Annotated in this window: 11 protein-coding genes; 3 read left to right on the top strand and 8 right to left on the bottom strand. The window is 41.7% G+C overall.

The annotated features are described in order from the left end of the window. Positions 1–152: 152 nt before the first annotated feature. The 3 genes from NST12_RS07280 to NST12_RS07270 all read right to left on the bottom strand — a co-directional run bounded on the left by NST12_RS07280 (position 153) and on the right by NST12_RS07270 (position 2418). Positions 153–962 carry a formate/nitrite transporter family protein gene (locus tag NST12_RS07280; protein WP_048623251.1) on the bottom strand — a complete coding sequence of 270 codons (810 nt, stop codon included), beginning with the start codon at positions 960–962 and terminating at the stop codon, positions 153–155. 292 nt (positions 963–1254) lie between these two features. Then, the gene (gene fdhD, locus NST12_RS07275; RefSeq protein WP_048623250.1) at positions 1255–2055 is read right to left on the bottom strand and encodes a formate dehydrogenase accessory sulfurtransferase FdhD; all 801 of its coding nucleotides are present in this window, start codon (positions 2053–2055) and stop codon (positions 1255–1257) included. Between the two features lie 18 nt (positions 2056–2073). Next, the gene (locus NST12_RS07270; protein WP_048623249.1) at positions 2074–2418 is read right to left on the bottom strand and encodes a DUF2294 domain-containing protein; all 345 of its coding nucleotides are present in this window, start codon (positions 2416–2418) and stop codon (positions 2074–2076) included. A gap of 329 nt (positions 2419–2747) precedes the next feature. Here NST12_RS07270 and fdhF point away from each other — a divergent pair, with 329 nt between their 5' ends. From fdhF to NST12_RS07255, 3 genes are all read left to right on the top strand, one after another. Then, positions 2748–5684, top strand: coding sequence for a formate dehydrogenase subunit alpha (fdhF, locus tag NST12_RS07265; protein ID WP_048623248.1), 2937 nt, complete (start codon positions 2748–2750; stop codon positions 5682–5684). Positions 5685–5705: 21 nt separating this feature from the next. Continuing rightward, positions 5706–6191, top strand: coding sequence for a DUF1641 domain-containing protein (locus NST12_RS07260; RefSeq protein WP_048623247.1), 486 nt, complete (start codon positions 5706–5708; stop codon positions 6189–6191). 277 nt (positions 6192–6468) lie between these two features. Next, entirely contained in the window at positions 6469–8163 is a 1695-nt protein-coding gene (locus tag NST12_RS07255) for a methyl-accepting chemotaxis protein (RefSeq protein WP_048623246.1), read from the top strand. A gap of 312 nt (positions 8164–8475) precedes the next feature. Here the strand turns inward: NST12_RS07255 and NST12_RS07250 are convergent, their stop codons facing one another. The 5 genes from NST12_RS07250 to NST12_RS07230 form a co-directional block, all read right to left on the bottom strand. Then, on the bottom strand, positions 8476–9126 hold the full coding sequence (locus NST12_RS07250) for an NUDIX hydrolase (protein WP_048623245.1): 651 nt from the start codon (positions 9124–9126) through the stop codon (positions 8476–8478). 196 nt (positions 9127–9322) lie between these two features. Then, positions 9323–9460 carry a hypothetical protein gene (locus NST12_RS07245; RefSeq protein ID WP_155814569.1) on the bottom strand — a complete coding sequence of 46 codons (138 nt, stop codon included), beginning with the start codon at positions 9458–9460 and terminating at the stop codon, positions 9323–9325. 269 nt (positions 9461–9729) lie between these two features. Next, positions 9730–11073, bottom strand: coding sequence for an MATE family efflux transporter (locus NST12_RS07240; RefSeq protein ID WP_048623244.1), 1344 nt, complete (start codon positions 11071–11073; stop codon positions 9730–9732). 255 nt (positions 11074–11328) lie between these two features. Further along, a complete protein-coding gene (locus tag NST12_RS07235; RefSeq protein ID WP_048623243.1) occupies positions 11329–11553 on the bottom strand; it encodes a hypothetical protein in 225 nt (74 codons plus the stop codon). A 90-nt stretch (positions 11554–11643) separates the two neighbouring features. Further along, positions 11644–12951: an MFS transporter gene (locus NST12_RS07230; RefSeq protein ID WP_328203810.1), complete on the bottom strand. Its 1308-nt coding sequence runs from the start codon at positions 12949–12951 to the stop codon at positions 11644–11646. Between the last annotated feature and the right edge of the window lie 302 nt (positions 12952–13253).

Here is a 13253-nt window from a genome sequence, read left to right as displayed (position 1 = left end):
CACCAATAGCGAGAAACATCGCAGTGAAAATTTCGCATGAAGAATAAAGTATGAAGAAGAAAATTGGCAGTCAAAGTACGAGAAAGAAGTCGTTTGGAAGGTAAAAGAAGAATTTTCCATCACTTGTGTTGAAGAAAGCAAAAAGGGCATGACTATGAAGCCTGCCCTTTTGAATCATTCTTCTCCCACAGCTGGCTTTGTTTATGATAGGCAAGAAAATAAGCAAGTCCTACAAAAACCGCTCCTCCAATCACATTGCCGATAAAAGTGGGAATAACATTACTAATAAAATCAGCCCATGAAAAATGTCCCGCAAAAATGGCAGCAGGAATCACAAACATATTGGCCACAACGTGTTGAAAGCCAATAGCAACAAAGCCCATAATCGGGAACCAAATGCCGATGATTTTTCCGATAAAATCGTCAGCTCCGTAAGAAAGCCAAACGGCTAAACAAACAAGCCAATTACAGCCAATTCCAGATACGAGTGTTTGCCAGAACGATTCGTCGAGTTTTCCTTGTGCAATGGCTACCGTTTTAGTCAAAAACGATCCCGTTTCTGTAAGTCCTACAACATGGCCAAAGAAATATGCAACAAAAATGGCTCCAATAAAATTGGTAATGGTAATGACAATCCAGTTGACCAACAGTTTTGACAAGGTGACTTTTCCTGCATAAAAAGCCATGGCTACTGACATGATATTACCTGTCACTAATTCTGAACCAGCCAATAATACTAAAATCAGTCCCAACGGGAAAACCGCAGCCCCCAGCAAATTGCCAAAACTTCCCCATTCCGGCGGCAGATTCCCGCTCACTCGAATATCAAGCAAAAAACCAAGCGCAATAAAGGCTCCTCCAAAAAACCCCAAAATGAGAATTGAGGATAGAGGCAGCTGTGTTTTTTTCACCCCTGCATCGATCGCGATACTTGCAATTTTGTCCGGCTTGTAAAACGCCATCCCCATCATCCCTTTCTTCAAAAAATATCAACAACCACACAACCCTTCACCCCATGCAAAGGGCAAGATGGCTGCTTCCTTTACCATACCAAGACAAGATATTTTCTATGAATTTGATAATCTACAAAACATGTACACCATATCCATATTTACCTATATTTTTATGGTTCATGAAAACGATGGTAATTATAACAAAACAGATGGCAGCATGCAAACTCTTTTGAAAATGAGAGTCAAAAGCCGACCTCCCCGTCCTGTCTCTCGAAACTTACACGGAATGAAATCGATATGCCTATTTTTCCAGATCGATGATGCGTTCCGGATGGGTATAGACATTAAGCGAACGATTGCGAATAAAACCGACTGCCGTAATTCCCAAATCCTCCGCTAGCTGAAGAGCCAATTCCGTAGGTGCTGATTTGGATAAAATGACTTCGCAGCCAATTTTCGCTACTTTAAGCAAGATTTCCGAAGAAATCCGTCCGCTAAATACGATAATTTTATCTCCTATTGGAATACTATGTTTTAGGCAATAGCCATATATTTTATCCAACGCATTGTGGCGCCCGATGTCCATTCGACTTAATATTATTTGATGAACATCACATAGCGCCGCATTATGAACGCCGCCGGTTTCGCGAAACGTTTCAGCTGATTCCTGCATGGTATTCATCAATCGAAAACAATCGTCTATGGACACTTTGACTCGAATATCCTTCATTTTTTTGGCCGTTAAAGCATCGTTGACGAATACGAAACCTTGTCTGCTCACTCCGCAGCATGAAGTGATATATCGCTTGTTTTGAAAATTCCGGTAATAAGGGTTGATATTCTCCGTCTGGACATGGACAAATCCTTCTTTCTCCTGCACCCATATATCTTGGATATCCTCATATCGACGTATCACCCCTTCTGAAGCTAAAAATCCTATAACCATATCTTCTATAAATTCCGGAGTGCATACCATCGTCACGAATTCTTGTCCGTTTACTTTCACTGTCACCGGGAATTCTGTTACGACTTTGTCTTCTTTTTCTTCTACACAACCGTTCTCAAAACGAAAAATGTTTCGGCTCACTTCGATCGGCTTCATGATCCGAGCCTCCTTTTTTCAAGTAATGTTTTGATCAAAAATAAAAACCGAAACTGCTATATCCTCTTCCACTTTGATATCAGAAAATAAGTACAAAAGCTTAGCTCCTATCACTTCTTCCATACCATCAGGAGGATGAATCGAATATAATTCCTGAATCATTCTTGTCCTCGCCGTATGGACCATTTCTTTTCCTTCCTGCGTGTTGGCGATAAATTTTTCCGTTGGCGTCAAATTGCCGTACAATGTGGAGACCGCCATATTCTCCACAAACACCGTATGAATTCTCTCCGGCCCTTTCCCAAACAGCTCTTTACGAAGTTTGCGGATAATATCATTGAATTCGTGTATCTTTTTAGACATCCCTTCCCCTTCTTTCATGAAATTCCATAAATTTTACATGTCCTATCATAAAACATCCCTTTTAAAAAGAAAAGCTAGCTTGGAAAAAGAATTAGAAAATGGAAGTTTCATTGTAAAGTATTGTCTATTTTTCAATTTAGCACTATAATAACAGTTGAATTTAAAGATGGAATCATAACAAGGTCTGTTATGATTCTATCGACTCACATATCAATGGATGGTCTGTTAGCAAGTTCTGCTAATAAACTAATCCACCATGAAAGCGGCCTGTCAGTAGGCGTTGCTTTTCATGGTGGATTTTTTTGTGTTTGAAAAAAGGAGGTAACAAGATGGATAATCAAATGATCCACGTCACGATTAACGGTCAGATATTTGAGGCCGATCCGGGATCAACCATATTAGAAATCATCAATGCCAACGGGATTGAACATCCTCAAATATGCTATGTACCGGAAGTGGATCCTATTCAAACGTGCGACACATGTATCGTCGAAGCGGATGGAAAGCTTGTACGTTCTTGCTCGACACCTGCTGTGGACGGCATGAATATTGAACTATCATCCAATCGTGCCAAAGAGGCGCAAACTGAAGCAATGGACCGTCTTTTAGAAAATCACTTGTTATACTGCACAGTTTGTGATAACAATAACGGAAACTGCAAACTGCATAATACGGCCGAACTAATGGGAATTGAGCATCAAAAATATCCGTACCGACCAAAAGTGGATAAATCCGAAGTAGATATGTCCCACCCGTTTTATCGTTATGACCCTAATCAATGTATTGCTTGCGGTCAATGCGTAGAGGTCTGTCAAAACCTTCAAGTGAATGAAACACTCTCCATCGACTGGGAAGCTGAACGTCCACGAGTCATTTGGGATGACGGCGTACCGATCAATGAATCATCGTGCGTCGGCTGCGGCCAATGTGTTACCATCTGCCCTTGCAACGCCTTAATGGAAAAATCCATGCTGGGCGAAGCTGGATTTATGACGGGCTTGAAAGAAGACATGTTGGAGCCCATGATCGATCTTGTGAAAGAAGTGGAACCTGGATACAGTGGTATTTTCGCTATTTCTGAAGTAGAAGCCGCTATGCGGGAAACCCGAACGAAAAAAACGAAAACGGTTTGTACTTTCTGCGGTGTCGGTTGTACGTTTGAAGTCTGGACGAAAGGACGCAAAATTTTAAAAGTACAGCCTAGTCACAATGCTCCTGTCAACGCCATTTCTACATGTGTAAAAGGAAAATTCGGCTGGGATTTTGTCAACTCCGAAGATCGGTTGACCAAACCATTAATCCGTAAAAACGGTGAATTTGTGGAATCCACTTGGGAAGAAGCTCTTGATTTAGTAGCAAGCCGACTGGGATCGATCAAACAACAATATGGTTCAGGAGCTTTAGGTTTCATCTCATCTTCCAAAACCACTAATGAAGAAAACTATCTCATGCAAAAATTGGCCCGGCAAGTATTTGAAACAAACAATGTGGATAACTGTTCCCGCTACTGTCAATCCCCTGCAACAGACGGTTTGTTCAAAACTGTTGGGATGGGAGGCGACTCTGGAACGATTAAAGACATTGCAAAAGCAGGACTTGTTATTATTGTCGGAGCCAACCCAGCAGAAGGGCATCCGGTGCTTGCGACTCGCGTAAAACGTGCTCATAAGCTCCACGGACAAAAGCTGATTGTAGCTGATCTCCGTAAAAATGAAATGGCAGAACGCGCAGACATTTTTATCAGTCCAAAACAAGGCACAGACCAAGTATGGTTGATGGCCGTTACGAAATATATCATTGATCAAGGTTGGCATGACCAAGCGTTTATTGATGAAAACGTTAAATATTTTGATGAATTTAAAGAACTGCTTGAAAAATATACGCTTGAATACGCAGAAGAAATCACAGGCATTTCAAAAGAAACGCTCATTCAAGTGGCACAAATGATTCATGAAGCGGACGGTACTTGTATTTTATGGGGTATGGGAGTTACCCAAAACGTAGGAGGTTCTGAAACGTCTGCAGCCATCTCCAATTTGTTGCTCGCCACCGGAAACTACCGCCGTCCTGGTGCCGGCGCCTATCCTCTCCGCGGTCATAACAATGTTCAAGGAGCTTGCGATATGGGAAGCCTTCCTGGCTGGCTGCCTGGATATCAACATATTACCGATGATGTGGCTCGTGCAAAGTTTGAAAAAGCGTACGGCGTTAAAATTGATGGTAAACCAGGACTTGACAATATCCAAATGCTTCATGCAATCGAAGAAGGCAAATTGAAAGGCATGTACATTGTTGGCGAAGACATGGCTCTTGTCGACTCCAACGCCAATTATGTTCATGAAATGCTTTCAAAGCTTGATTTCTTAGTTGTTCAAGATATCTTTCTTTCAAGAACGGCTCAATATGCGGACGTTGTTTTGCCGGGAGCTCCTTCTCTTGAAAAAGATGGAACGTTTACCAATACTGAACGTCGTGTTCAAAGATTATATCAAGCACTTCCTACACTGGGAGACTCCAAACCGGATTGGTGGATTATTCAAGAAATTGCCAATCGTCTAGGAGCCGGTTGGAATTACAGTCACCCAAGCGAAATTTTTGCAGAAATGGCTAGTTTGTCTCCGCTCTTCTCCGGTGCAAGCTATGAAGTTCTGGAAGGCTGGAACAGCTTTTTATGGGGAAGCCTTGACGGCAAAAATACTCCGCTTCTTTACGTTGACGGTTTTAACTTTCCTGATAAAAAAGCGCGTTTTGCCTTGTCTGATTGGGTTCCTCCCGTTGAGTTTCCTGAAGAATACGATCTTCACATCAACAACGGTCGGCTTTTAGAACATTTCCATGAAGGAAACTTGACCAATCGATCCAAAGGTATCCGTTCTAAAGTGCCGGATGTCTTCGTGGAAGTATCGCCTGAATTAGCAAAAGAGCGAGGAATTAAGGACGGATCAATAGTTCGTTTAGTTTCTCCATTTGGAGCGTTGAAATTGCCTGCACTGGTTACCGACCGAGTAAAAGGCAATGAGCTCTTCTTGCCTATGAACTCAACGTCAAAAGAGTCAGCCATTAACTTTTTAACAGGGACAGCGGTCGACGGTCGTACCCATACACCAGCATATAAACAAGCGAAAGTACGGTTGGAAGTATTGGATGTAGATGGGAAGAGTCCGCTACCGAAAACCAATCCACGCAACAAAAAGCGCCATCCACAAAATGGTGTAGAGGTATATCGCAAGTGGAAGCGGCGTGATTTCGTTCAATTAACAGATTAATAGAAAGGAGGAATTCTAAAAATGGCGGAACCCATTACCTTTATTCGCAAAAAGGAAATGACGAAAGAAGAGCAAATCCAGCAAAAGTTGGATGAACTGAAATCCCTTCTGGCAGATCATGATGATGATTTGACGAATTTGCTTAAGATAATCGGCGAATTGAATCAAGCAGGATTGCTGGAAGCCGCAAATGCTATGCTTCAAGCGCGGGAAAAAATCGCCAAAATTGCTCTTGGTCAGGTGTCACGTGAACCGGTAACCAATTTGATCAACAACTTAATGGGTGCAGCAGGTGCCGTTTCCAATATAGATCCCGACTTCACCGCAAAACTAATGAATAGCATCACGAACGGTATAAAGGAAGGAAATCATCATCTGCAAAACGGCGATAAAGTAAAATTCCGAGATTTATTGAAAGTCCTGAACGATCCGGATATTAATCGTGCGATTGGCTTTGGGCTCCACTTTCTAAAAGGAATGGGGCAAGGATTAAAAGAAAATGGATGACATCCATCCCTCTTATTTATAAAAAGAGGCTGAGCGGAATAGCCCCTATTTTCTGCTCAGCCTTTTTTCGATTTGGTGCGGAGAAAGGACGTTCCATTCGCCTTTGTGCTGTTCTATTCTTTTTTCGTTTTTGCCCGAATTTTTGAACTGATTTTCCGATCGCTTTCATCGCTGTGAACGTCCCCTCCCATCCTTACATACATGCCAGCCATTATTCGGCAGAAATATCGTTGCTTAAAAATATAATCAAAAGATAACAGGAATATGAAGGTGAAGAATGTTGAAGTTAAATGCAAAAATTAATGTACTAGTCATAAGCATTATTCTTTTTATTTCGTTTACCGTTTGTATTGCAGCTATGGAAAAAGTTTCTACCAGCATTAAAGATTTTGCGATTCATAAAGCCAAAAGTGATTTACGTTTAAGCTATCACTATATTGATTCTAAATACGAAGGCGATTGGGCCATTAAAAATGGAAAATTGTACAAAGGGTCCACTTTAATGAATAATAATGAAAAAATCGTGGATCAAATAGGAAAGGACACAAATGATACCATTACCATTTTCCAGGGAGATACCCGGGTTGCCACAAATGTTTGGAAACAAGGACAACGAGTCATCGGAACAAAAGTTTCGCCCGTTGTAGAACGGACCGTTCTTAAAGAAGGACGAAATTACTACGGGGAAGCAAACGTTGCAGGGAAAATGCACCAAACCGCTTATATGCCGCTGCATGATAAAAATGGAAAGATTATCGGCATTTTATATGTAGGAGCTGATCAAAGCATCATCGATCGCACCATTCATTCATTTCTTATCGTCTTTTCCGTTGTTTTAATCGTTGCCGTTCTCCTATCTCTGACGGTTGCGTTCTGGTTTACAAACTCACTGAAAAAACGTTTGCATGTTTTAGCGGAAGCACTGGAGCATTCAGGAAAAGGAGACTTTACGGTTTCAGTCCACGATTCTTCCCGTGATGAATTAGGACAATTGTCCAAAAGCTATAATGATATGAAAGAAAATTTACGAATCATGATCCAACATGTACTGGAAACGTCTGAACAAGTAGCTGCCTCCTCTCAACAGTTAACAGCCAGTGCAGAACAAACCAGCAGCACCGCTGAACAAATCACGGAAACCATACAGGAAGTATCCCAGGCAGTCGAAAATCAAACCATGAGTGTGGAAAAAAGCGAAAAAGCCATTGAGACAATGTCGAAAGCCATCCAAAACGTATCAATGAACTCGGAAAAAATGGCGGAAAAAGGAATAGACGCAAAAGAAAAAGCAAGACAAGGCGGGTTATACGTACAGCAGACTTCTAAACAAATGAATGAAATCCATAAATCCGTTCAAGAAAGTGGCGAAGCTATTAAAATGCTTGGTCATAAATCACGGGAAATCGACATGATCACAAAGGTTATTTCGGATATAGCGGATCAAACCAATTTGTTGGCGCTAAATGCCGCAATTGAAGCAGCCAGAGCGGGAGAACACGGGAAAGGTTTTGCGGTTGTAGCGGAGGAAGTAAGAAAACTCGCAGTACAATCTCAAGAATCTTCTAAGCAAATTGCGGGTCTCATAAAAGAAATCCAAGAGGAAATGGCTCGTTCCACTGATTCCATTGAACGAGTCAAGGACGATGTTCAAAACGGATTAGGCATCGTAAAAAATACGAAGGAAAACTTTGAAGAAATTGTCCATTCGGTTACGGATATCGAATCCGAACTTCAATCGCTGTCTGCAAATATCCAAGAAATGTCTGGAAAAATCCAAATGATTTCAGACGCGATGTTTGAACTAGCTTCCGCCTCTAAACAGACATCCAGCCATTCACAAACAGTCGTGGCTTCAACGGAAGAACAACTGGCCTCAATGGAAGAGATTTCAGCAGCAGCCGCTTCTCTATCCGAACTAGCACTCAGTCTGCAAGAGCGTATGGCAACATTTAAAATCACTCAGGAACAATAACGATAATATAAAACTTCATACTGCAATGGAGTGTTTTTGTCTTACGGATCTGCTGTTCAACCGGTATGGTATCATGAATCGATTATCCATATTGTATTTGAGTATATTTATATGATTTTCCCCTGCCTGATCACAAAGGCAGGGGTTTTAAAATCCTGATTACAAAAAATATTCATAACGAAATAATCGTGATGATAAAATGAAAAGCTTTCCTGAAATAAGAACCCTTAAGTTTCCGCTTCTTTAATCTGTAATATCCAATAGTAATGTAAAGAGCAACAAACGAATTGTTCCCCTTGTCTTGATTGGCGACTATTCTGTAAAACGATCTTGTTCTTTGGCTGATTTCGCAGTCAAATCCAAAAAATGTTTCAATATACTGGCTGTCAATCCCCAAATCACATAGTCTTTGTAGTAGTAAAAGTACTCATCCATTTGTTTGATTTGCCAATTATAATTTTTTCCGCCGGGGATCAAATGTAATGGGAAATTTTTTTCAGGAGCTATTTTAAAATTGATTTTATAACACTCAGGCTCCACAGATTGAAGATACGAGAGCGGTACTGTAAATATAGTTTCAACTTCTTGAGGATTTGGCCGGATTTCCGTGCCCTGTTCAATAAGACCCACATACGGATATATGATCCTTTTCCCAAAACCGGGTATAACGTAATCCAAGGGATACACTTCCGATAAGGAAGTGATGGGTATTCCCAACTCTTCTGACGTTTCTCTCATAGCCGTCTCTTTCGCCGTTCGATCATCAGGCTCCATTCTTCCTCCCGGAAAACAAATTTCGCCCGGCTGATGCCTCAGCTGCATGGAGCGCACTTCAAATAAAAGATGATATTCATTATTCATTTTAAGCAGCGGTAAAAAAACAGCAAATTTTGAAAAATGTTCGCTACCCATTATGGCAGGTTTCCGATCGCCCAATCCTTTTAAAAATCGTTTCACGTCCATACGTTTCACCTTCCACTAAATCCTGTTAAACAAAACAAGAGGTTAAGCTAATTTATGTCCCCCCTACCCTCTATTTCGAAACAACACGTACCCGGAAACACCAAGCTTTTGGTCCTATATTATCACTCATGCTTTCGACCACAACGTACCAGTGACAAACTTGCAATATATATCGGGTTAACAAACTCCCTTTTTCTTAGGTGCGAAGAGCCGCTGAATCAACAGTTTCAGAACGCTGAATCCCAAAATCAAAATGCCGCTTTTCATCATTTTCTTTCGACGTTTTATTAAGTTGAACGGTTTCATCATCATTCGAACATCCATTTGCCGGCACAAAAAACCCTCCTGATCCAATGATGGATAGGAGGCAGCGCTTCTCATGCAATGAAACCGAGAATCTCCTCAATAAGCCTATTCCACAAATAGAACTATGACGTTTTTAAATGATGTCGTTTTCACGAAATAGGTTTCCGATCACTTTAAAGTATTGCATTTCTCCGAATGATTTTCATTACTTTCATCATATCGTGTTTCAAGCAATCGTTCAAGATATTGATTCAAAATCACTTAGGAATCGTGATTCTGCTTCTGTATTACTCCATTTTATTCTCTTTCCGTAAATAATTGTTTTTTCCTCCATGTTCCATAACGATAATAAAGGAAAGCGATGATGCTGCTTATAACAAAACTGGCTCCCATTCCAAAAGCAATTCCCTTTTCGCCTATGTAAGAAGCCGACAATTCTGTTAAAGGATATCGGAGAATCCATAAAGATACGATATTGAGAACCAGCACTTGAAACATCGCACCTGAAGCCCGCACAATTCCGTTTAAAATAAAATTAATTCCCAAAAACGGATAGAAAAATGCGATGATTCCTAAATATTCAGCTCCAAACGAGACGGATGATTCAGGCTGCTGGATGAATAGCTTGACGATTCTGTCTGCAAGCAAAGCAACGAAAAACGCGATGACCAACATAATGGAAATATTATAGAGGACTCCGTTTACAGCGATTTGACGAACGCGAGTCCATTGATTGGCTCCAATGTTTTGTCCGGCCATGCTGTTGACAGCCGTTCCCAGCGCCTGTGCCGGCAGCATCAAAAGACTGTCAATCCGTTGAGCAGCGCCGAACCCAGCGACAACATGTCCCCCAAAGGAAGTGACGACACTCATAATAGCAGCCGTTCCTGCTGAAATCACCATCATTTGCAGCCCGGCCGGTATCCCGAGTTTTAAAATCATGGAAACTTCTTTTCTATGAGGCCATCTCGGAACTGAAAAGGGAATCAGATGTTTCCGTAAACTGTAGTACAATCCGTATAGAAATGAAACTCCTTGGGAAAGAATCGTTGCATAAGCCGCTCCATTTAAACCAAGTCCCCACACTTCAATAAAAAGTGGATCTAACACAGCGTTCAGCACTACGGCAAAGAAAACAAATCGAATCGGCGTCCGGCTGTCGCCTAGAGCACGAAACACTGTTCCGATAAAATTATAACCAAATAAAAACAAAATTCCGGCAAAATTGATTTCTAAATAGCTTTTCGCTTCAGGAACCATCGTCGACGGAGTTCCAAGAAACTTCAAAATGGGAACGGCTAACATCATTCCCATCGCCCCGAGTGTAAGAGAAATAAACGTTAATATCACAACAAAAGCATTCACATATCGCTTTAGGCCGATCTCGTCATTTTTCCCTTTCAGCTGGGATAATATGGTTAATGTAGCATTATTAATACCGATAATAAATGACAAGACGGTAAAAATCACCGTTCCAGAAACGGCAACAGCTCCTAAAGCGTTAGAACCGAGCAAATTGCCAACCCATAAGCTATCGATTAATTGAAAAGAGGTTTGCAGAAAATTAGTCAGCAGAATCGGTGTCGAAAACATCACCAGCTGCTTCATAATATTTCCACTTGTAAAATCATACTGCTTCATATGCTAACTCCTTTTTTCGGATCGAGTCTTTGTTAACCCCATTTAGATAAGAAGGAATGACGTTTTCGGAAGTAGAGTATTCGATTCTGGAATATCAAAACTAGTCGATTCTTATTTTACCGAAACGATAGAAAATTGCCTATTCCCATCTCTTCAAATATAGCAAACATCTTCTATTTTGGATATTTCTACGATTTCATCAAACTTCCTTGTATTGGGTATTGGAATGACCTTGCCGTTTGCAATCTTCATCTTTCATGCCATCCCGGACACCCTTGCGTTAATCGAGCCGTTACTTCTGTCTTCATACTTGACGATTGTCATCTTTATCAAGTCCACATAAAAAGGCAGGCCGTTTAACGACCTGTGCCGTTTAACGACCTGTCCTTTCCCATGTTCGCTTTGTTCATTTTGTTGTACAACAGGCATCATCATATCGATGTCTGTTCTTTCCATTCTCGTTCTATAATCATCAAGCAATCTATAAAGGCTCCAGCAAATCGTGTAGACCGTGATAGCTAACCCACAGCTTGTCGCTTACCCTATTTCAGAGTACCAGACGACGATGATCTAGCTTGCATCCTGTTCAGCTTCAATGCGGGAAGACTTCGAAGACTCACCCATACGCCAATAGACGATCAAACTCACCGCAATGCAGAGAGCCACGTAGAAGAAAAAGAGCGACTCTTCTCCGATGCTCTTCAGCCATAATGCAACGAATTCCGCTGTTCCTCCGAACACCGCAACGGTAAGGCCGTAGGGAAATCCTACTCCTAGGGCGCGGATTTCGGTCGGGAATAGTTCCGCTTTCACGATGGCATTAATGGAAGTGTAACCGGTGACAATAATGAGTCCAACCATCATAAGAAAGAAGGCAGCGAAAGGGTTCTTCGTCTGCTCCATCAAAAGGAACAGCGGCACTGTCAGCAATGTTCCCAGAATACCGAAACCCATCAATAGCGGGCGACGACCGATCCGGTCAGATAGCATCCCGGCGAGCGGTTGAAGTATGACAAATATTAACAAAGCAATAAAATTAATCCAACTGACGATCTCCTTTTGAATGCCCACCGTGTTCACCATAAACTTTTGTAAGTACGTCGTGTAAGTATAAAAGGCGACGGTTCCGCCGAGTGTTAGCCCGACCACTGTCAGCACTGCCTTGGGATATTTCATCAGCGCTCGAATGGTTCCGGCACTTGCCCTGCTTTCAGAATCCAATTTTGAAAACTGTTCCGATTCGTCCATCGTTCGTCGCAGCCACAACACGGCCAAAGCTCCCAATGCACCGATGACGAAAGGAATACGCCAGCCCCAGGACTTCATTTCGGGTTCGCTGATGATTTGTTGAAGAATAATCTGAACACCCAGTGCCACTAACTGTCCGGAAACGAGTGTGACATACTGGAAGCTCGAGTAGAACCCGCGTCGACCGCTTTTTGCCATCTCGGACAAGTACGTGGCCGATGTTCCATACTCCCCGCCTACCGATATCCCTTGGAGCAGACGTGCGAGAACTAGAATAATAGGCGCCAACACGCCAATCGTGCTGTAGCTCGGAGTAACGGCAATGATCAGGGAACCACCGGCCATGAGGCTGATGGAAAGCGTCAGCGCTGCACGTCGGCCGTGACGATCAGCGTATCGACCCATCAATAGGCTTCCGATTGGGCGCATCAGAAAGCCGACGGCGAAGATAGCAGCCGTATTGAGCAGTTGGCTGGTGGAATCCCCCTCAGGAAAGAACTCCGCAGAGAAATATACAGCGAAAGCAGAATAGACGTACCAGTCGTACCATTCAATCAGATTGCCGACGGATCCTTTAAAGATGTTGCTTGTGATGCGTCGCGTTTTTGCCGAATCAAATGATTGAGTCATCGTCATAACCTCCTTGTCCATATTCCCATTTTACATACCGATTTACAAATATTTTTAGAATAGTATATCGATTGTACAAGTTTTATATTTTCTTCAAACAAATTCATACATTACACTTTTTGAAAGCGCTATTAAAATTTATTATTTGAACTTATAAGAAGGATCATATAATGAAATTATACAATTACAATAAATATAATTCAATATATTAAAAAAATTAATAATATTATATCAATAAACAATATAATGATAAAAATATTTCCCGGACGTTAAGCAGAACGGAACTGGATCGGTCTTTTCCG

Origin of the sequence: Bacillus sp. FSL W8-1127 (assembly GCF_038006725.1) — a bacterium.
Taxonomy (GTDB): Bacteria; Bacillota; Bacilli; order Bacillales; family DSM-4216; genus Bacillus_O; species Bacillus_O smithii.
This window is presented reverse-complemented; position numbering and strand designations above follow the sequence as displayed.

Excerpts from the sequence above, each read along its gene's own strand:
- fdhF (WP_048623248.1), top strand. The coding sequence starts at position 2,748 with ATGGATAATCAAATGATCCACGTCACGATTAACGGTCAGATATTTGAG.
- NST12_RS07230 (WP_328203810.1), bottom strand. The coding sequence starts at position 12,951 with ATGACTCAATCATTTGATTCGGCAAAAACGCGACGCATCACAAGCAAC.
- NST12_RS07240 (WP_048623244.1), bottom strand. The coding sequence starts at position 11,073 with ATGAAGCAGTATGATTTTACAAGTGGAAATATTATGAAGCAGCTGGTG.
- NST12_RS07260 (WP_048623247.1), top strand. The coding sequence starts at position 5,706 with ATGGCGGAACCCATTACCTTTATTCGCAAAAAGGAAATGACGAAAGAA.
- NST12_RS07250 (WP_048623245.1), bottom strand. The coding sequence starts at position 9,126 with ATGGACGTGAAACGATTTTTAAAAGGATTGGGCGATCGGAAACCTGCC.
- NST12_RS07270 (WP_048623249.1), bottom strand. The coding sequence starts at position 2,418 with ATGTCTAAAAAGATACACGAATTCAATGATATTATCCGCAAACTTCGT.
- fdhD (WP_048623250.1), bottom strand. The coding sequence starts at position 2,055 with ATGAAGCCGATCGAAGTGAGCCGAAACATTTTTCGTTTTGAGAACGGT.
- NST12_RS07280 (WP_048623251.1), bottom strand. The coding sequence starts at position 962 with ATGGCGTTTTACAAGCCGGACAAAATTGCAAGTATCGCGATCGATGCA.
- NST12_RS07255 (WP_048623246.1), top strand. The coding sequence starts at position 6,469 with ATGTTGAAGTTAAATGCAAAAATTAATGTACTAGTCATAAGCATTATT.